The 19,741-nt window shown below is 44.7% G+C and carries 23 protein-coding genes; 21 read left to right on the top strand and 2 right to left on the bottom strand.

Annotated features, from left to right (window positions below; genetic code table 11):
* From IV71_RS08035 to IV71_RS02895, 11 genes are all read left to right on the top strand, one after another.
* A partial coding sequence (locus IV71_RS08035) for a DUF5906 domain-containing protein (protein ID WP_234781168.1) occupies positions 1-751 on the top strand: 751 nt, incomplete at its 5' end.
* A 335-nt stretch (positions 752-1,086) separates the two neighbouring features.
* Positions 1,087-1,434 (top strand): hypothetical protein, encoded by a 348-nt coding sequence (locus IV71_RS02940; protein WP_010690940.1) that lies wholly within the window; start codon positions 1,087-1,089, stop codon positions 1,432-1,434.
* Between the two features lie 124 nt (positions 1,435-1,558).
* Entirely contained in the window at positions 1,559-2,692 is a 1,134-nt protein-coding gene (locus IV71_RS02935) for a site-specific integrase (RefSeq protein ID WP_010690939.1), read from the top strand.
* A 263-nt stretch (positions 2,693-2,955) separates the two neighbouring features.
* Positions 2,956-3,276: a DMT family transporter gene (locus IV71_RS02930; protein ID WP_029489806.1), complete on the top strand. Its 321-nt coding sequence runs from the start codon at positions 2,956-2,958 to the stop codon at positions 3,274-3,276.
* A 555-nt stretch (positions 3,277-3,831) separates the two neighbouring features.
* On the top strand, positions 3,832-4,500 hold the full coding sequence (locus IV71_RS02925; RefSeq protein WP_010690933.1) for a hypothetical protein: 669 nt from the start codon (positions 3,832-3,834) through the stop codon (positions 4,498-4,500).
* Between the two features lie 242 nt (positions 4,501-4,742).
* Positions 4,743-5,435: an AzlC family ABC transporter permease gene (locus tag IV71_RS02920; RefSeq protein ID WP_010690932.1), complete on the top strand. Its 693-nt coding sequence runs from the start codon at positions 4,743-4,745 to the stop codon at positions 5,433-5,435.
* Positions 5,419-5,742 (top strand): branched-chain amino acid transporter permease, encoded by a 324-nt coding sequence (locus tag IV71_RS02915; RefSeq protein WP_010690931.1) that lies wholly within the window; start codon positions 5,419-5,421, stop codon positions 5,740-5,742. Before IV71_RS02920 ends, IV71_RS02915 begins: the two co-directional genes overlap by 17 nt.
* 139 nt (positions 5,743-5,881) lie before the next feature.
* Positions 5,882-6,382, top strand: a complete 501-nt coding sequence (locus IV71_RS02910; protein ID WP_010690930.1) for a YbhB/YbcL family Raf kinase inhibitor-like protein — start codon at positions 5,882-5,884, stop codon at positions 6,380-6,382.
* Positions 6,383-6,432: 50 nt separating this feature from the next.
* Positions 6,433-6,612 (top strand): hypothetical protein, encoded by a 180-nt coding sequence (locus IV71_RS02905; RefSeq protein WP_010690928.1) that lies wholly within the window; start codon positions 6,433-6,435, stop codon positions 6,610-6,612.
* A gap of 129 nt (positions 6,613-6,741) precedes the next feature.
* A complete protein-coding gene (locus IV71_RS02900) occupies positions 6,742-7,740 on the top strand; it encodes an amidohydrolase family protein (RefSeq protein ID WP_010690927.1) in 999 nt (332 codons plus the stop codon).
* On the top strand, positions 7,740-8,327 hold the full coding sequence (locus IV71_RS02895; RefSeq protein WP_010690926.1) for a uracil-DNA glycosylase family protein: 588 nt from the start codon (positions 7,740-7,742) through the stop codon (positions 8,325-8,327). Before IV71_RS02900 ends, IV71_RS02895 begins: the two co-directional genes overlap by 1 nt.
* A gap of 44 nt (positions 8,328-8,371) precedes the next feature.
* Here IV71_RS02895 and IV71_RS02890 read toward each other — a convergent pair whose 3' ends face one another.
* Positions 8,372-9,487, bottom strand: coding sequence for an SLC13 family permease (locus IV71_RS02890; protein ID WP_010690925.1), 1,116 nt, complete (start codon positions 9,485-9,487; stop codon positions 8,372-8,374).
* Between the two features lie 389 nt (positions 9,488-9,876).
* On the opposite strand from IV71_RS02890, the gene hisS reads away from it, so the two are divergent.
* The 3 genes from hisS (at position 9,877) to IV71_RS02875 (ending at position 14,097) form a co-directional block, all read left to right on the top strand.
* Positions 9,877-11,184 (top strand): histidine--tRNA ligase, encoded by a 1,308-nt coding sequence (gene hisS / locus IV71_RS02885; protein WP_010690923.1) that lies wholly within the window; start codon positions 9,877-9,879, stop codon positions 11,182-11,184.
* On the top strand, positions 11,184-12,968 hold the full coding sequence (gene aspS, locus IV71_RS02880) for an aspartate--tRNA ligase (protein ID WP_010690922.1): 1,785 nt from the start codon (positions 11,184-11,186) through the stop codon (positions 12,966-12,968). The genes hisS and aspS overlap by 1 nt, the downstream gene beginning before the upstream one ends.
* Before the next feature lie 262 nt (positions 12,969-13,230).
* Positions 13,231-14,097: a YitT family protein gene (locus IV71_RS02875; protein ID WP_010690921.1), complete on the top strand. Its 867-nt coding sequence runs from the start codon at positions 13,231-13,233 to the stop codon at positions 14,095-14,097.
* A 42-nt stretch (positions 14,098-14,139) separates the two neighbouring features.
* On the opposite strand, the gene IV71_RS02870 is transcribed toward IV71_RS02875, so the two are convergent.
* Positions 14,140-14,568, bottom strand: a complete 429-nt coding sequence (locus IV71_RS02870; RefSeq protein WP_010690920.1) for a GNAT family N-acetyltransferase — start codon at positions 14,566-14,568, stop codon at positions 14,140-14,142.
* Positions 14,569-14,628: 60 nt separating this feature from the next.
* Between IV71_RS02870 and IV71_RS02865 the strand changes: the two genes are divergently transcribed.
* From IV71_RS02865 to xerD, 7 genes are all read left to right on the top strand, one after another.
* The gene (locus IV71_RS02865) at positions 14,629-15,036 is read left to right on the top strand and encodes a MarR family winged helix-turn-helix transcriptional regulator (protein WP_010690918.1); all 408 of its coding nucleotides are present in this window, start codon (positions 14,629-14,631) and stop codon (positions 15,034-15,036) included.
* Between the two features lie 81 nt (positions 15,037-15,117).
* A complete protein-coding gene (locus IV71_RS02860; RefSeq protein WP_010690916.1) occupies positions 15,118-15,759 on the top strand; it encodes a DUF6198 family protein in 642 nt (213 codons plus the stop codon).
* Between the two features lie 78 nt (positions 15,760-15,837).
* On the top strand, positions 15,838-17,025 hold the full coding sequence (locus tag IV71_RS02855; RefSeq protein ID WP_010690915.1) for an MFS transporter: 1,188 nt from the start codon (positions 15,838-15,840) through the stop codon (positions 17,023-17,025).
* Between the two features lie 126 nt (positions 17,026-17,151).
* Positions 17,152-17,340 (top strand): 30S ribosomal protein S21, encoded by a 189-nt coding sequence (gene rpsU / locus IV71_RS02850; protein WP_010690912.1) that lies wholly within the window; start codon positions 17,152-17,154, stop codon positions 17,338-17,340.
* 90 nt (positions 17,341-17,430) lie between these two features.
* Positions 17,431-17,877 carry a GatB/YqeY domain-containing protein gene (locus IV71_RS02845; protein WP_010690909.1) on the top strand — a complete coding sequence of 149 codons (447 nt, stop codon included), beginning with the start codon at positions 17,431-17,433 and terminating at the stop codon, positions 17,875-17,877.
* An 81-nt stretch (positions 17,878-17,958) separates the two neighbouring features.
* The gene (locus IV71_RS02840) at positions 17,959-18,846 is read left to right on the top strand and encodes a CvfB family protein (RefSeq protein ID WP_082139154.1); all 888 of its coding nucleotides are present in this window, start codon (positions 17,959-17,961) and stop codon (positions 18,844-18,846) included.
* Positions 18,846-19,733 (top strand): site-specific tyrosine recombinase XerD, encoded by an 888-nt coding sequence (gene xerD / locus IV71_RS02835; protein WP_010690903.1) that lies wholly within the window; start codon positions 18,846-18,848, stop codon positions 19,731-19,733. The genes IV71_RS02840 and xerD overlap by 1 nt, the downstream gene beginning before the upstream one ends.
* Positions 19,734-19,741 lie beyond the last annotated feature (8 nt).

Genomic DNA, 19,741 nt, shown 5'->3' with positions numbered 1-19,741 from the left:
TACAGCCAAAGACATCGACACGCTGACCGGTAGCAATGGCAAGAGCGCCCGCTTTGGAACGGTTGACCTGATTAACAAGTTAGCTAATATCCACCTAGACATACCCGACACCCGTATCGACATGCCAGACGCACTTAAGACGCTGTCAGGGGGCGACTTGGTAGAAGTTGAGGGTAAAGGTGCTAATTCTATCAGTGTGGAGCTGTACGCCTTGCTCATCTTTGCCAGCAACAACAAACCTAAGTTATCGGTCAGTTCTGCCTTAGTCCAACGCATGCACCTAGTGCCAGTAGTTGCCCCTAAAGTGCGAGACAACCCGAAAGAGGCCAAGCACCGGGCGACCTTGTGGAATGAAAAAGGGGCGCTTAAAGAGCTAGGGGGCTTTGCCATTGAGTGCATTACGGCCTTCCAAGAAGCCAAGGCCAACATGAAGCTAACGGTCAGTAATGAGATAGAAGAAACCACAAAGGACTGGGCAAACAGTCAGGACTTAGTTAGCTCTTTCTTACTAGAAGCACGAAAGGAAACTCCAGAGGGATATACGGGTGGTGTTTCTAAAACGGTAGCATTTGCCCGCTTCCGTGATTGGCTAATTGATAACGGTATTGAGTCAAAAATGAATAAGAAGAGTTTTGGAACAAAGGTGGAACAAAAAGGGTACTTTTCGGCAAAATCACGCCTACACCCAGAGGGGGACTCAAACAACCCGCAATGGTCTTTTATTGGATTAGACCTTGAAAAGTACACTTAAACAGTATTTTGTGCCAAAACTGTGCCATATGAAATGGCTTAAGACTGGGTTTTGTTCCAAACGTGTGTCAAAATGGAAATCCTGAAAACCCTTGTGGCTCTAGTTATTTAACTATTTTATTCCATTTGTTCCAGTATTTGAGTACTTTGAGAGCTAAGAAGAAAGAGAAGAGAGTATAAAAGGGAAAAAAATAACCCCTATATAGAGCGGAGTAGTGAGAAAAAACTGGCATTTTTGGCACAGAATGCCCGTTATGCTTACAGCCCCAATGGATAAAGTGGTTTTTAACATGGCACAATTTAGGCACAAGATGGCACGAACAAAAAAGGAATACGATGAACATTTTTATAGCAATTTTACTACTGGTAATGGCTGGCCTTATCATTTGCCAAAAGTGGCAAATGAATAAGTTATATCAAGGAGTGGTTAACTATCAATACTATGCCAAGCTACACGAAACTAAAGCAATCTATGCTGAAGAAGAGTCGGAAACGTTTCAAGACTTACTCAATCAGTTGGGGTATGACGTGGACAGATTAAGTAACGGCGACAAAACACAGAAGAGCCTCACAGAAGCAGAGGCGTGGGCTATCTATGATCGTCAGCAAATACGCAAAGCACGGTTAAAAGTTGCGGATGAAGAACTTGAAGAAGCTGAACGTATTTATAGCATGAGTAATTAGGCTATGTACTAGTGGGGGATGGTGTGGCAATATATAAAGGTGTTGAATGTCTATGGATTGCTATAGCTTTCAACGCCTTTTATTTTGCTTGTTTTGATAGCATCCCCGCTATCGGAGGTAAACAATGCAATTAAAAGAATTGAATACAAAGGACGGGAAGACTTGGGAGGTAATAGGGTATCTTGGTAAACATCCTGACGGTACGAGAGCAAGAGTCAAAAAGCGTGGTTTCTTATCCCGAAAGGTTGCAAGAGACTGGTTTAATAATGAGACAGTGCTTTTTAAGGCTGGAGAAAGCGAGTACAACAAAAAAGATCACCCGGCCGTTCTAACGGTCAAGGCACTCTATGAACTTTGGTTAGATGGCTACCAAAGCACTGTAGAAGAAAGCTCGCTTAACAAAGTGCTAAGCTACTTTGATATACACATTTTACCTGTATGGGGTAATACTCCAGTAGATGAGATCACCCCTATAGCTTTACAGAAGTATCTTACCACAATGCAGGCCAAACTTATCAAGTATAAAAAGCCGGTGCTATACTTTCGTAAGGTGGTAGATATGGCCGTACGTATGGATATGATAGCAGTAGACCCTTTTACCAAAGTTGTTTTCCCACGAGAGAAACGAACCAAGAAGAAAAAGAAGGCCATGAACCTTGAAGAGTTTAGGCGGTTTGTTGAGGTGCTGGATAGCCAATATTGCCAGATTAACAGGCAGGCTTATGTTTTGCTTAGGCTGGCCGCTTTCACTGGTATGAGGTCAGAGGAGCTAATTGCTCTACAGTGGAAGCATGTAGACTTTGATGGTGGCTATATAACGATTGAACAAGCTATAGGGCGTGGGCTACACGGTGTAGGGTATTTGAAAGAACCAAAGTCGTCAGCAAGCTATCGAACAATTAAGATAGCTTCCGACATGGTCAGGGTACTAGCCAGCTACTATGATGAAAGTAGTTATAAAGAGCCAAATGACTTTGTTTTTAATACTGAAGGCCATTTTGTACAACCAACCAGACCTAGGAAGTGGATGGATGACGTTAAGAAACGCTACAACGTGGCTGAAGGGATAACCCCTCACGGCTTACGTCATACATGGGCAACGCTTGCCCTTGAACGTGGTGCAACCGTTAAACAAGCCCAAACCTATCTAGGTCATGCTGACGCCTCAATAACGCTAGATATTTATAGCGAAGTAACCAAAGAGGCCAGCGAAAAAACAGCAAGCGTCCTTGATGGTATCGTCCCAAAACTAGAATAAAATAACACATAAATTAACACAAAACCCGTAAAACGTTGATATGACAGGCTTGTTTGGAATCCCGCTATCTCCTTGACCATAATCAAGAGAGGGTAAGAGGGGTTAAAAGCCCAGTCTTATCCTCTTTTTGTTATTTTGATAACATAAGCATATAAAATAAATATGATGTTTTGTTCCACCGGGAACGTTTGTAAGCAGTGTCTGCCCCATCGATAGGTCTTAGAAGATGAGGTATGATCTGTTTTTTTATTGGGAGGAATACCATGACTTGGCTATATTTAACATTAGCAGGAGTATTTGAAGTTGTTTGGGCTACTAGTATGAAACTAAGCAATGGCTTTGGAAACGTTTGGTGGTCGGTAGTTACATTTATTGGAATGATACTTAGTTTTGGGCTATTAGCTCTGTCACTAAAAGAGTTGCCAATGTCACTAGCATATCCTGTTTGGACGGGAGTGGGGGCCGTAGGTTCTATAGTTGTCGGTGTTTTATTCTTTGGGGATAAGATCTCATTACTAACCTGGCTATTCGTTGCGCTGCTAATTATTGGGATTATCGGTATTAAACTTACAAGCCAACATTGAAAGTACGAACGTTACAAAGTGACCAGGCTGTAACGGGGGATGGCTACTCATAGTTACATTATTGTGCTGATTGTGTTATTTTATTGCATTTGGTCAACGATACATCCCCTGCCGCCGTGCTAGGCTTGACTATCCCACAAGTAGATAAGCTATTTTTGAGAAATAAAGGCCCAAGTAAATCCTACGATACGAAAGGTATTTTTTGTGCTCTTTGTTCTTTTCAACCCAACGCTTGTTGGTTTTGTTCTGTGTAGTGGTGAAACTTTCGTGTGTTGCTGGACGTCCTAGCTTTTTCTCTGTATGTCATGCCTCTTAGCTAAATAAATAATGCAATGACTGCAACAATGAGTGCAAGCACGCCGATTCCAAGCGTTGTGTAATTATATTTTGTCTGTTTATCGTTCTTAGTTGTCATCTTTTCTCTTTCTTGTTTGCTAATTACATGAACACATTAGTAGTTTTATTCCCAACGTTGGCAGTGCCAGTACAAACAGTAACAATCCTCTTTTTCTTTACTAGTAAAATTAATTGAGAAAGGAATGGGAGTATATCGCAATGCAAAAATACTGGAAGATAATACTAGCCTTTATTGTTGTTCTTTACTGGAGTAGTCCGCAAATCGTCTATGCTAGCTTTGGCGGTGGTCATGGCGGAGGTGGCCACAGTGGTGGTGGTTCGAGCTCAACACCAACTGGTAGTGGGGGTGGACATTCGCGCTACAGCTATATCATCACTGTGGTTAGTATTTTCATTGCCATTCGAGCGATTAAGTGGCTGAACCATCTGGGTAACCGAAAGTTGGCCAAAGAAATCCAGTTTAATCAGTGCTACCGAAGCGATTTAACCGCTTTGTTTATTCGTTTTCAGCGTGCATGGTCAAATGGAAATCTTCAGCCAATTGAAGGTGAAATGACAGACTTCCTTTATGAAAAAAATCTGAAAATCCTGAAAGGTTATGGTGAAAAAGGGATTGAAGCCAGAACAACGGATGTCACGATTCAAGGTCTTTATCCTGTTTCTAAGTTAGGTAATTTACTAACCGTTGAATTCGTGGTGAAAGCGCGCGATTACTTTGTTAGTCACGAAAATCATCAGGTTGTTAACGAACTGGGTGCCAAACTCAGGTGGCAAAGAAAACCGGCGAAGGTTTCCTTTACGGAATCATGGGTGATTGATATTTCAGAGCCCGGTCACTATGTTGTGCGTTCTGTTGAACGAAAATAAGCTTTCTCGATTGATCAGTAATGCTGAGGACGTTGTTTTGATTGTCAATTGGTAACTGACTTGATTGTGATATAGCAAGAATATGGTTCGTTTTATGCAAAAAAGAGGATGAGTTAACCGCAGAACGGGTACTTATCCTCTTTTTATTTGTTGATGCCACAAAACTTTTTTCAAAAAAATTTCTGACTGATACCACTAGCTTGGCTTTTACTGTATGATAAACAAATGAGAGGAGACCGGGAATGAGCCAAGAATTTTCTTTTGCCTTTAAGAAGACCCTACCGATTATGACGGGATTTTTGTTTTTGGGCCTAACTTATGGAATCTATATGAATCAATTGGGCTTCAATTTTCTCTTTCCCACGTTGATGGCGCTGACCATTTTTGGTGGTTCAATCGAGTTCGTGATTGCTAACGCACTCTTGAAGCCCTTTAATCCATGGTTGATTCTTTTTTTAACGTTGGTTATTAATTCGAGGCACCTCTTTTATGGTTTGTCCATGTTGGAAAAATACAAAGCGACCGGCTGGCGGAAGCTTTACCTGATCTTTGGAATGTGTGATGAGTCTTTTTCAATCAATTTTGCCACCAATGTCCCAAAGACGGTGGACAGACAGGGATTCTATTTTTACGTTACGCTACTCAATCATTTTTATTGGGTACTCGGTGCCTTTCTTGGTGGTATCTCTGGTTCTTTCATTACTTTTCGGATTAAAGGAATTGACTTTGTTTTGGTGGCCCTTTTTCTGGTTCTCTTCATCAGTCAGTACCAGGTCAAAGCAAACCGATTGGTTGCGCTACTTGGCGTCATGGTTGGCTTGTTCGCGCTTTTTGTTTTCGGCGCGCAATTCTTTTTACCCCTGGCTTTATTGCTGATGGTGATTATCTTATGGTTCGCCTACCGAAGGGAGAAACAACATGAGCTTAACGAATGAAATCATGACGATCAGCATTGCTGCCATTGCAACTTTTGCAACTCGTTTTCTGCCCTTTATCGTGTTTTCCGGTAAGAAAGAAACACCACCCTTTATTGTGTATCTTGGAGAACGTTTACCACCAGCGATTCTCGGTATTTTGGTCGTGTACTGTTATAAAAGTCAGTTGTTGCAGCCAAGCCAAGAAACGCTTTTTGCTCTAGTTGCAGGGACAATGACGATTGCTATCCAATTTTGGCGTAACAACATGCTGTTGTCGATTTTTGTTGGTACATTAATTTACGTGTTTTTTGGTTATATTTTCTAGGTGACTGTACAGTTAGTTAGCGTTGGTATTTGCCAACTTGTTAAACAGAATACTGAATTGTATTTAGCCATTAAACTGCTAAAATAAGGGTAAGGATTCAGAAATTCAGCAGCAAACCTGCCATTGATAAGGGGGATGTATGAAAATTCAAACACCATTTCAGGGGGCTTTACCGGATAAATATGGTAAGCAAGCACCAGAGAATTTCCGGATAGAAGGAATTCCTGCCTGTTCATTTCCGTTTGAACTAGCCGACTTGCCCAACGGAACGAAGGATTTGGCCATCACATTTATCGATTATGATGCAGTTCCCGTTACCGGCTTTCCATTTATTCATTGGATTGCCACTGGTTTTGGTCCAGTTACGGTGGTACCGGAAGACATTAGTCAAACGAGTCAAACACTTTTGCAAGGACAGAATAGCTTTGGTTCAAAGTTTTATCCGGATTATGGAAAAGATATCGTGGAACACTATGGTGGTCCGATGCCGCCTAACAAGGATCACGATTATACGTTAACCGTTTTTGCGCTGGATCGGCCACTAGAATTGGTCAACGGCTTTTATCTAAATGATTTACTCCGCGCCATGGAAGGGCACGTATTGGATCAGGCGCAGATTCAAGTGCTGGCGAAGGCCTAGTACTTAACTCAAACAAATCATAACCCTTGATAATGAATAGGAGATCGAAAATGATCGGTTTAATTGGTTTAGCATTGGTAATTATTGGAATCATCGTGTTGATTTTTGGAAGCACAGCGCCACTCTTGCGTCTCTACTTCGGTGACCGGTCGGTTATTTCACAATTGCTGTGGGGAACGTTTATTTTCGCCATTGGTGCCGTTGTCTTAATCTTCCAAGCCATCCAATAATCAAAATTAATTGGTTCTCTTTCCCGGTTTTTGCTGGTGAAGGGGAACTTTTTTAGTTAATTCGTTCAAAAGTCTTAACTTATGCCTTAGAAAGCGTACAATGAAATTAGAATTTAGCAGGAGGTCATGATGAAGAAAATTGATGGACACTTACACTTGGTTCGGACCATTGCTGGATTGAACGGGAAGGGCCGTTTAAACGCTCTGGGTGGCGGTAAAGCCATCTGGGATGATGGAACGGTCATTCAGTTGATTCCTCAGGGTTCTGGTGAGGACTCCTTTACTGCCGAAGCCGCTCTCCAACTTATGGATGGTGCGGATGTTGAAAAGGCCGTGTTACTCCAAGGTTCATTAAATGGGTACCAGAATTACTATAGCTACCAAATGGTAAAAAAGTACCCTGAACGTTTCATTGCGGCTTTTTCAGTTGATCCTTTTGCAGACAACGCCATGACCATTGTGAAACGACAGGTGGAAGAATCGGGCTTTCGCGCCATTAAGTTTGAGATTTCGCAGGGGGGTGGCCTCCATGGCTATCACTCTGAAAAACCTTTCCGGCTTGATACCGATGCCAAAGTCGGGGAAATTTTCCACTATTTAGCCGATTACCCAGGTTTTACCGTTACTGTCGATTATGGTTCGTCCGACCAGGTCTCCTACCAACCAGAGGCGATTGCCAACTTGGCTGCCCGTTATCCATTGATGGATTTCGTTGTCTGCCACTTGTCCTTCCCTTCAGTTGGCCACCTAAACCGATTGAAAGCCGCACTGGAATTATTTAAGCCATTTTCAAACATTTATACGGATTTGTCCGCCATTCAAGACATTGTGGGGGAGCGCGACTTTCCATACCCAAATTGCCAGAAAGTGTTGACGGTAGCCAAGGAAATCCTTGGAACGAAGCGTTTAATCTGGGGAACGGACTCGCCTTGGTCAGCAACGTTCAATTCATACGACGACTTGGCTAGCTGGTTGGCAGCGAGTGGTCGACTCACTGATGAAGAGTTGGCTGACGTCTTGTACAATAATGCCGAACGTGTCTATTTTAAAAAGTCAGCAGTACAGGCGGCTGCCGAAGCAGATGACCCCGTCTTGCTGTTTGATGAAGCCCAGAGGGAGGACAAGTGATGTCAATTTTCGATGAAATTAAAGCTGACCCGATGAACAAAGCCTATACCGAGAAGGGCTGGGATCCTATTTTCAATGCGCCGAAAACGGCTAAGATTGTCATCATTGGCCAAGCTCCTGGTTTGAAAGTGCAGAATTCCGGTATTATGTGGAATGATGAATCGGGCGACCGCCTTCGCGAATGGTTGGGTGTTAGTAAGGAAGAATTTTATGATTCCGGTGATATTGGTGTCATTCCAATGGATTTTTACTACCCTGGTAAAGCCAAGTCAGGTGACATGCCCCCAAGAAAAGGGATTGCAGAAAAGTGGCACCCAGCATTACTGAAGCAAATGGCGGACCGACAACTAACCATTTTGGTTGGTTCCTATGCACAACACTACTACTTGCACTTAAAGTCTTCGGCGAAGATTACCGATACGATTCGTAACTACGAAGAATACTGGCCAAAATATTTCCCAATCGTTCATCCGTCGCCACGTAACAACATCTGGTTGGCGCGCAACCCTTGGTATGAAAAAGACGTCGTGCCCGCCCTACAAAAGCGAGTTCGTGACATTCTTGGTCCACAAAAAACAACCGATTAAACCAAGTAAAAAGATGCCCTCTAACGAGAAGGCATCTTTTTTGTTCATAAAATGAGAAGGATAATCCAAGCGAATACAATCCCGAGGAATAAAAAGAGCAAGTTGTACTTTGTAAAGGAAAAGAAAAAATTACGCTGCAGTGGCGCTTCGGCGTTTGCCTTGATTTGACGGAAGGCCAAGAGATTGGCCAGTGATGCAACGAGTGTTCCAAAGCCACCAACCGATACAGCCAGATAAAGGGCGGTGAAATGAGTGGTGATTGGGGCAAAGAGTGCCGCAGCAGGAACGTTGGAAATTAACTGACTCGATAGTACGCCGGCAAGTAAGACGTGAGTGGCCGAACGACCAACATCGCTCAACCAGCTAGCGATGGCTGGCAAACGGATGAGGACGCTGACCAGCAAGAAGAAGTTGATGATGGAAAGCACCACACCGTAGTCAATTTCTTTAAAGGAGGCTGAATCATAGAAGAAAATCAGTAGACCAACCAGTACGACGGATTCAAGCAGGTTGCTTTGCGTAACCAGTGATAGCAGGACAATGATGCTTCCAAGACCCAGAAAGATTTTTTCAAAAGACGAGAAGGAGCGGAGGGTGCTGCTTTTTTGAATGGGTTTGATGGGAGTTTTAGGAATGGTTCGGCCCAAAAGTAGCATGGAAATCAATCCAAGCAAAAGGAGAAGAAAGGCCGGAACTGCCATCGCCAAAAAATTGAGTCGGTAATGGGCCAATAAATAGATGTTTTGTGGATTACCAATTGGTGACACAGAGGATCCAAGGTTGGCATAAATGGTAATTAGAACAGCGACTTTGATAACCGGCAGCGTGATTTTTTTAGCCAGGGCGAAGGTCAGGGGAAGGAAAGTCAAGATGGCGACGTCGTTGGTGACGACCATGGCGGAGAAGAAGGTGAGTAAAAAGATGGCTAGGATCAGGGAACGGGTTGTTTGGGCTTTTTGAATAAAGTAGTCAGCTAAAGCATCGATGAAGCCCAGTGACTGAAAAAGCGTGACGAGGCCGAGTAAGGCGGAGAGAGAAAGCACCGTTGGCCAAGAGATGCTGTTCCAAGAAACAAGACCGAATACACTAGCCAGCATGACCAGTATCGTTGTCACGATGAAAAGAGTATCGTGACGAAGTTTATGGATGATTTGCTGCATGTTTTGCCTCCCTGATAATCGAATAGAACGGCGTTTGAATACTTTCATTATAACGGAAGCAGGTTGCTATTGACATGCGTTGTTGAACTGCTAAAATGAAGATAACGAATAACCGATGAGTAGGGAAAGAGCGTTTATCCTCGAAGAAGAGACCTGACGGTTGCTGAGAGTCAGGCGAGGACGCGGTCAAGACACCTACACAGGCGCTGTTAACCCAGCCGTCTTCCCGCGTTAAGGGAGACTCAGCGTGTGCATGCACACGAAAGTAAGGTGGTACCGCGCCCAAGCGCCCTTAGGAGATGTTGTCAAAGCAGCATTTCTTAGGGGCGCTTTTTTGGTTACTGGTTTGAAATTTGATGGAGGCGACGCAGAGGCGTCGATTAGCAGATATGGCAAAAGCGACTTTTCAAAAGCCTAAGGGAACGGCTGACCTATATGGTCAAAACGTTCTGGCATGGCAAAAAATTGAACAACAGGCACGGTTGATTTTCTCCCGCTATGGATACGGCGAGATTCGGACGCCCATCTTTGAATCTTTTGATCTTTTCTCACGTTCGGCAGGGGATACTTCTGACGTGGTGACGAAGGAAATGTATGACTTCTTTGATAAGGGTGACCGCCACATGGCACTGCGACCAGAGGGAACGGCCGGGGTGGTTCGTGCCTTTGTCGAAAACAAGCTCTTTGGTCCGGAACATGAAAAGCCTTATAAGACTTTTTACATGGGGCCGATGTTCCGTTATGAGCGGCCACAGGCGGGGCGTTTCCGCCAGTTCCACCAAATTGGAGTCGAAGCCTTTGGCTCAACGGAACCAAGCCTTGATGCCGAAGTGATTACAATGGTGGTTAAGTTCCTCGATTCACTCGGTTTGAAGGATTTAAAAGTCGCGTTGAACACCCTGGGTGACCAAGAATCGCGGGCTGCTTATCGACAGGCTTTGATTGATTATTTAAAGCCTCACGAAGCAGAACTGTCCAAGGATTCTCAGGTCCGTTTGGAAAAGAACCCGTTGCGTGTTTTGGATTCAAAGGACAAAAACGACCAGGTCATTGTCCAGGGGGCGCCGACAATCTTTGATTACCTTTCAGAGGAATCAAAGGCACACTTTGAAGCGGTTAAGGGATTCTTGAATGACTTGGGCATCCAATACGAAATCGACCCGGCCATGGTTCGTGGTCTTGATTACTACAACAACACCATTTTCGAAGTCATGACGACCGACCCAGACCTCAAAGGGGCTGCTACCATTGCCGGGGGTGGTCGTTACTCTGGTTTGGTTGAGGAATTTGGTGGACCCGAAACACCAGGGATTGGCTTTGGGCTCGGAGTGGAGCGTTTGATTGCTTTGCTCACTGCTCAAAACCAGCTAAATCTGAAAGCGAGCGGCCTGGACTTTTACTTGGCCCACATCGGCGATGCTAGTCAAGCACTGACGCTCGAATTGGCGACGAAGTTGCGTGACCTTGGCTTTTCGGCCGATTTGGACTTTGCCGGACGTTCCGTGAAGGCCCAGTTTAAGACGGCGAACCGTCGTCAGGCCCGCTTTGTCATCACGATTGGGGATGAGGAAGTGGCGACGAAGCAGGTCAAAGTCAAGGACATGGTTACCGGTAAACAGGCGGCCATGGACCTTTCCAAGATGGACGAACAAATTGAAGATGTCATGGCTGAATTAGTGGCAGAGGAGGCAGAATAATGGAACGAACAACGTATGCAGGTTTAGTAGATGAGAAGTACATTGGCCAAACGGTTAAGTTGGCTGGTTGGGTACAGAAGCGCCGTAATTTTGGGGAATTGGTCTTCGTTGACTTGCGGGACCGTGAAGGAATTGTGCAGTTGACTTTTTCAGCTGACCAAGAAGCCGCGCTTGAAATTGCCCAAAAAGTTCGTAATGAATACGTGATTGCCATCGAAGGGGAAGTGGTGGCCCGTGCCGAAGGACAACGCAATGAGAAGATTAAGTCCGGGGGTATCGAAGTTAAGGTTACGAAGGCTGAAATCTTGGCTGACTCCAAGACGCCAGTCTTTGATATTGAAGACAACGTGAACGCTGGAGAAGAATTGAAGCTACAGTACCGATACTTGGACCTGCGCCGTCCACAGATGCAACACAATCTGCGCGTACGTTCAAAGATTATGTCTTCAGCTTACCGCTTCATGGAAGAACACGGCTTTATCAACATTGAAACGCCATACTTGGCCAAGTCAACGCCGGAAGGGGCCCGTGATTACTTGGTTCCTTCACGTATCTATCCTGGTTCCTTCTATGCGTTGCCTCAGTCACCACAGCTCTTTAAGCAATTGTTAATGGGGGCCGGTTTTGACCGTTACTTCCAGATTGCCCGTTGTTTCCGTGATGAAGATTTGCGTGGTGATCGCCAGCCCGAATTTACCCAGCTCGATTTGGAGACTTCTTTCTTGAGTGCACCAGAAATTCAAGACTTGGTGGCTCACTGGGTGCAACAAATTATGAAGGATGTCGTCAACTACGACTTGAAGGTGGAAGATATCGAGCGGTTGACTTGGCAGGAGTCAATGGATCGTTTTGGAACGGATAAGCCGGACTTGCGGATTCCGTTTGAAATTAAGGACTTGTCAGACGTTGTTAAGGATTCCGACTTTGGCGTCTTTAAAAACGCCGTCAAGGACGGTGGCGTTGTCAAAGCGTTGGCCGTACCAGGGGCTGCCGATCATTACTCACGTAAGGAAATTGACAAGCTTGGTCAATACATCGAGCGTTTCGGTGCCAAGGGATTGGCCTGGTTGAAGGTTGAGGAAGAAGGGCTGAAGGGACCAATTGCTAAGTTCTTTGACGAAAAAGCGGCTTCCGAATTGATGGAAGCCACTGGTGCCAAAGTCGGTGACCTCATGCTCTTCGGTGCTGGTCGTGCTGATATCGTTGCCGCCTCACTCGATGCCTTGCGTCGTCTGACGGCGAAGGAACTGAACTTGATTGACCAAACGACACCATGGCGCTTTGCCTGGATTGTTGACTGGCCACTCTTCGAGTATTCCGAAGACTTTGACCGTTGGATTGCGGCCCACCACCCATTCACGATGCCAAACGAAGAGGACTTGCACTACTTGAACGAAGGCGAAGACCCACACAAGGCTCACGCACAGTCTTACGACTTGGTTTTGAATGGTTATGAATTGGGGTCCGGTTCTATCCGTATTCACCGAATGGATATTCAAGAGAAGATGTTGCGTGCCCTGGACTTTACACCGGAACAAGCACAGGAAGCCTTCGGCTTCTTGCTTGAAGCCATGGAATACGGCTTCCCACCAATGGGTGGAATCGCCCTTGGTTTGGACCGTTTGGCCATGCTCTTGGCTGGCCAGGACAACATTCGTGAGGTGATTGCCTTCCCTAAGAACTCGAAGGCCACGGAGCCAATGACGGAAGCACCAACACCCGTTGACGCTAAGCAGTTGGCTGAATTGGGATTGGAAGCTGATCCAGAAGATACTAAGAAGTAAGTTTACTTATTAATTGATGCAAAAAAGTCGCTTTATACCGATCAGGATGATTGGCAGAGCGACTTTTTTAATGCTGACGAAGTACGCGAGGGGAAAAATTTCGGTTAAATCGGTATTTTTATTCCCAATTTTAATCTAATCTTGTTAGAATATAGAAGTAGTTCACACCTATGGTATGAACCAGCTAAGGACCAGGCTGCTATTTGGTCAAATGATGCTAGGGACTAACGGCTATACGCCCAAGTTAACTTAGCAAAAGACAATGATTGCAAAACTCGAAAAAAAGTTAGATCACTACTATTATCACCAGTTTGCAGGAGCCGTTTTGTACGGCGTCATTTTGGCCATTGCCCTGAATTATTTCTGGAAACCCGGGCACATTTATTCTTCTGGATTTACTGGATTGGCCCAGTTAATCGATACGGTGACCAACGGTCGAATCTCGGTATCCTGGGGAATTGCAGCTGCTAATTTACCACTGCTAGTTATCGCTGCCTTAAAATTATCTAAGCGTTTTGCGATTTTTACCGCACTGGCAGTCTTACTCTCAGCGCTCTTTGTTCCCGTTTTTGCGACTAAAACGGTGCTAACGAGTGACCCCCTTATTTGTGCCATTTTTGGTGGGGGATTAAACGGGATGGCTGTCGGAACAGCCCTTCGCTTTGGCGTTGGAACAGGTGGTTTAGATATCATTGGTATGCTTTTTAAGATGAAGTTTCATACCAAAGTCGGTTCAATCAACTTGGCCTTTAACTCATTAATTATGATCGGGGCCGGTCTCACCTATGGTTGGGAATACGCGCTTTATTCAATCATTGGTGTTGTTGTTTCGGCCCACTTTATCGATGTTTTCTACACACGTCAGCAGCAAATTCAAGAGATTATCGTGACGAACAAGCCCGAAATGATGTGTGAGCACATCCAAAATAAGATGCGGCGCGGGGTTACAATTATTGATTCGGCGCACGGAGGTTACACTGGAAAAGACAAATCTGTCTTGTTGACCGTTGTAACGCAACACGAATTGGGTGATTTACGGGAGGCCATTCATGAAGTGGATCCCCACGCCTTTTATTCCGAATCCAAAGTTGAACACACGGGTGGTCGATTCTTTGAACCCGAACCCTAATTCAATAAAAAGAGGAGGCTAGTTTGTAACTAGCCTCTTCTTTTATTTTTTGATCATTTTTTGATGGGGCGTTCCTGCCAAAATAAAGAGTTCGCCGACAGATTCGAAACCATATTTTTCGTAGAGGCCGACCACTTGTTCCTGAGCCTCGATTTCAATTGTTCGTCCAGGCCATTTTTGGTTGCAGAAAGCTAAAATTTGTTGAATGAGTTTGCCACCATATCCTTCGCCACGAACAGAAAGAGCGGTGGCGACACGACCGAAGTGAAGGGTAGCACCGTTTTCGAAGATTCGAGCATAGGCTAAGCAACGACCATTTTCGAGGTAGGCTAAGTGAAAAGCGTTCAAGTCGATGTCGTCTAAATCATGATAGTTCCGTTGCTGTTCGACAACGAAGGTATCGATCCGTAATTGCGCCATGGCGAAGAATTCCTTGGCGCTTAAATCGTTTAATTGCTTGTTAATCCACATGTTTGATTGCCTTTCTTGTATACTAAAAGTTGCAAATACAACTATTGACTGGAGGTAATGATGACCGAATTTGAAATTTTCCGGCAAATGGGGGCCGTCTCGCGTCAGGCAACAATGGCCATGAATGAAGCGGCCCGAAAATACGAACTTGAAAACAACCTTTTTCTATACCTCATTCGAATTGTTGAAAATGAGGGTTTGACGCAATCCGATCTGGCCAAGCTAATTCAAGTTGATAAAACAACACTTAGTCGAGCCCTGCGAAAATTGGCTGAACGACAGTACATCGTCAAAGTCGTTGGCGAAGAGAATCGAAAGTCCAAACAGTTATTCCCAACGGAGAAGGGGCGACAAAGCTACCAATTCCTTGAAAAAATCGAGAAGGAATATGTCCATGAGCAGATGGTTGACTTATCAGCAACTGAGCAGACTGAGTTATTGCGGTTGCTAACGAAGGTCGGTCAATAACTGTAAGGTTATCCTAACAGCATATAGTTGCAAATGCAACTATATGCTTTATAATTGTTTCAAAAGGATTGGAGAAGACGATTGAAGAACGGGCTGTTGACGCGAAGTATCTTTTTTATTTTGGGCTTACTCTTAGTGACGTTAGGGAATGCTTTAACCATTTTATCAGGTGAGGGGAACGGGATTTGGACGGCTACTTCCCTGAGCTTAGCGACTTTAACTAAGCTGCCCCTGAACTGGGTTATTATCTTAGTTGGCTTATTGGTGATTGTGGCCAACGTTTTGCTGCTGGATCATTTTTCTTGGTACCATCTGGCTGGTTCCGTTTTATTTGTTTTTTTCTTTGGAGAATTTATTCAGTTATTTGTTCATCAACTTGCTTTTCTAAAAGACAGTTTTTCAAGTGATTTTGAAAAAATTTTTCTGGTTGTCTTTGGGATTGTAATTGTCTGCTTAGGGACTTCCTTTTATCAGCGAGCTAACCTATGGATGTATCCAACGGATTATTTAACTGATATCTTGGCCCTTCGTTTTTTTTCAGGAAGTGTTTTTAAGGGACAGCTACTTGCTTTTGTGCCCGCTTTGCTTATTATTTGCTCGGCCTTTTTAGCTACTGGGCACTTGATTGGCATCCAAATCGGAACGGTGCTGGCTTTATTAGCGAATGGTGAACTCATTGGCTTTTTCCATCGTTATGCTTTTCCAGTTTTGAAGCACAACTAAAAACGGGTTGAATTGACCATGCTTTTGGCTAAAAGAGCGGTACAATAGAGGGGAATTTACTTTTGAGAGGAGTTTTAGATGTCAGATAACCAGTCAAACTGGGACCCCAAAACGGGTCTGCATCGTTTTTGGATTCTAGCTGTTTCATTAGTCATCACTTCCGGTACGGCGATTTCGCCTGCTTTGCCAACCATGCAATTGACTTTTTCATCGTACCCAACGACCTTGGTCAACATGGTGGCTACCATTCAACAAGTGCCTGCCTTCATCGTGCTGCTCTTTTCTAGTCAATTGGCTAGTAAGTATGGCATTAAGCGTATTGTTGGCATTGGCATGCTATTAATGGGGATTGCAGGAGTTGCGCCAGCGCTCTTATCCAACATTTGGTTGGTCCTTTTAGCGCGTTTGATTTTTGGCATTGGCATTGGCATGACCAATTCACTTGCCATTACCCTCATTAACCTTTATTACGATGGGGGTGATCAGGCGCAGATGCTCGGGGAGCGATCGGCTTTTGAACCAATCGGTGTCTGTGTCATTAACCTGCTAGCTGGTCTGTTCCTCAGTATTTCCTGGCAGGCTTCGTTTCTAGCTTACGCGTTCATCTTTGTTGTTCTGGTCGGCTTCTGGAAAGTCGTTCCGGAATATCATTTTTCAAGACAGGAAAAACGGGGCAGTGATCGTGTAAAGCTGTCTTGGCCCATTGTTTGGTCCGCTGTCTTCTGTGGTACGTTGACGGTCGGAATGGCCATTGTGAATGTATTGACTCCTTCAGTGGTGGTCGCTAACCACATGGGCGACGGCACAACCGCTTCCTTTATTATCACCATCTACACCATTGGATCGATGGTGATGGGATTCCTCTTTGGTGCTATTTTCAAAGCTTTTAAACGGTATGTCTTATTAGCCGGTTTGCTTTGTATGGGATTGGGAACCTTATTGATGAATAGCGCGGATAATGTTTATACCTTGACCATTGCCGTTGTCATCATCGGCTTTGCCTACCCCTTATCGGGAACCTATATTTTCAATACCATTGATAACCGCATTCCAAAGGAAGCAGACGGGTTGGCCAATTCCATTCTGTTGGTTGGTTGTAACGTTGGGACGGCCTTTGCACCGGCAATTGTGTCTTTCTTAGGAATCTTTTCACCATTCAATGGTCAAAATCCTGGAATCGGCATGTATGGTTTATTGATTTTAATCATGACGGTTGTCTTCTTCTTGTTAATGATTGGACCTAAAAACCACCGCCATTCGAAGTAGTTCTGAATTATCCTTTCTAAAATATCACGGTTTTTCTTGACTTTCTGATTTGCCCTTGAGATAATAACAAGGTTCAAGTGCATATCGTTTCAACGAAATAAAATGCCAGGAAGGAGGGGAATCGACATGGCAAAGGTTATTGTTCGCAAGAATGAATCTTTGGATGATGCATTGCGCCGTTTCAAGCGTGGTGTTTCTAAGGACGGTACTCTCCAAGAATACCGAAAGCGCGAATTTTACGTTAAGCCTTCAGTAGAACGTAAGTTGAAGTCTGAAGCTGCACGTAAGCGCAACAAGAAGAAGAACAAGCGTTAATTCGTTTGTAAAAACGCCAGTTGATGGCGTTTTTTTTGTGCCCTCGTGGTAAACTGTTTATATAGAGAACTTTTCAAAAGGAGCGGGAAAATGAGCTTATTAGCGCAAGTACAAGATGACATGAAGACGGCCATGAAGGCAAAGGACAAGAAAACATTGGCGGTGGTCCGTCAAATCAAGTCCGCGGTAATGAACGAACAGATTAACCTCGGTCACGATTTGACTGAGGAAGAAGAGTTGAGCGTGTTGTCACGCGAAGTAAAGCAACGTAAGGAATCAATCGCCGAATTCAAAGAGGGCGGCCGTGAGGACTTGGCGAAAGACACACAGGCTGAATTGGATGTTTTGGCAAAGTACTTGCCTGCCCAGCTTTCAGAGGATGAAATCAAGCAAGTAGTTGCGGCGGCCATTGAAAAGACAGGCGCCACGTCACCAAAGGACATGGGTAAGGTGATGGGCATCGTCTCAGCCCAAACAAAAGGCCGTGCTGACGGTAAAGTCGTTGCCGATACAGTTAAGAAGGCCCTGGCTAACTAAAAGGCCTTACGGAGTCAGACGGGAAAGCAGGATTAATCTTGCTTTTTTGACTTGAGTATACGAAGAAGTTTGGAGAAAATCATGAATGAACAATTAGGACAAATCATCAAGGCCAAGGTCACGGATGAAAACGGCGACTACTTTTATGCGCAAACGGACGGTGGCCACACCTATGAAATCGATAAGGATGAATTGCAGAAACCATTGAAAATTGGTGGTTTTGTCACTGGTTTTGCTTATCAAAACGAAGACCATCGTTTGCAAATTACAAAGGCCGTACCCGATGTGCAAAAAGATCAGTACGCCTGGGGGAAAGTCGTTCAAGGACGTTCTGACTTGGGCGTTTTCGTCGATATTGGCCTCGCTAATAAGGACTTGGTTGTTTCGCTGGATGATTTGCCAACGATTCATGATCTTTGGCCAAAGAAGGGCGATTGTCTGTTATTGGCGATTAAGGAAGATAATAAGGGTCGTCTTTGGGGGCAGCCTGCGCAGCAAGACATTGTCAAAGCCGTTTCCCGTCAAGCTCGTTTGGGAGCTGGAATTAAGAAGGGCGATAAAATTAAGGCAACGGTCTACCGGAATAAGTTGGTCGGTACCTTGGTCTTAACGGATAATTATTGTCTTGGTTTCATCCATCCTTCCCAGCGAGACGTGGAACCACGCCTTGGTGAAGTGGTCGAAGCCCGCGTATTGGGCGTCAATGAACACGGTGTGATTAACCTATCGTTGAAGCCCCTGGCCTACCAGGTCATGGATGAAGATGCGCAGTTCTTGTTGTTGCAATTGCAACGTAAGCCCGAACACTTCTTGCCATTTAACGACAAGTCCGCTCCCGATGCCATTAAAAAACAATTTGGTTTTTCAAAGTCACAGTTTAAGCGTGCCTTGGGCCGCCTTTATAAGGAACGAGTAATTGAACAAGTTGACGATGGCATCCGTTTAACTGCTAAAGGATTGGCCGACTAATGTTGCCTTCAGAGATGGCCGACTATCTGCGGGTCATTCGAGTTGAGCGAGGCTTGTCAGCCAATACCATCACGGCCTATCGGCAAGATTTAACGACTTTTTCAAAGTTTTTAGATAAGCAAAAAAGGGATTTGGGTTCAGTGGACCACTTGTTGGTCTTGCGTTTTTTGAACCAATTACGGATGGCTGGAAGGGCCAACACGTCCATCGCCCGAATGGTCACGACACTAAGAAAGTGCTTTGCTTATCTAAAAAAAGAGGGTGTCGTTGCTCATGACCCAATGCAAACGATTAAGCCACCGAAAAAAGCACAACACTTACCGGCCGTTTTGACAATCAACGAAGTGGATGACCTTTTGGCAGTGCCCGATGTCGAAAAACCACTTGGGATTCGCAACAAGGCCATGCTTGAGTTAATGTATGCCACCGGTTTACGCGTTTCTGAGTTAGTTCATTTGAAATTAACTGATTTACACCTTGATTTGGCCATGCTTCAAACGATTGGAAAAGGGGATAAGGAACGGATTATCCCGGTTGGGGAAGTGGCGATTGATTGGCTAAAGACCTACCTACGGGATTCCCGACCAAAGCTCTTAAAGGGGCAACAGTCTGAGGCTGTTTTTCTAAATGACCACGGTCGCCCAATCAGCCGACAGGGTGTTTGGTTACTAATTAAGAATTTGGTCAAGGCGGCAGGTATCCAAAAAGATGTGTCGCCCCATACTTTGCGGCATTCATTTGCCACTCATATCTTGGAGAACGGTGCGGATTTGAGAATTGTTCAGGAATTGCTGGGACATTCCGATATTTCGACAACACAAATTTACACTCACATCTCGAAGAAACGCCTCACTGAGGTTTACGATCAGTTCCATCCACGTGCATAGGAGGACGT

Origin of the sequence: Fructobacillus fructosus KCTC 3544 (assembly GCF_001438695.1) — a bacterium.
Taxonomy (GTDB): domain Bacteria; phylum Bacillota; class Bacilli; order Lactobacillales; family Lactobacillaceae; genus Fructobacillus; species Fructobacillus fructosus.
Note: the sequence above shows the minus strand (reverse complement) of the source record. Positions and strands in the feature narration are given on the sequence as shown.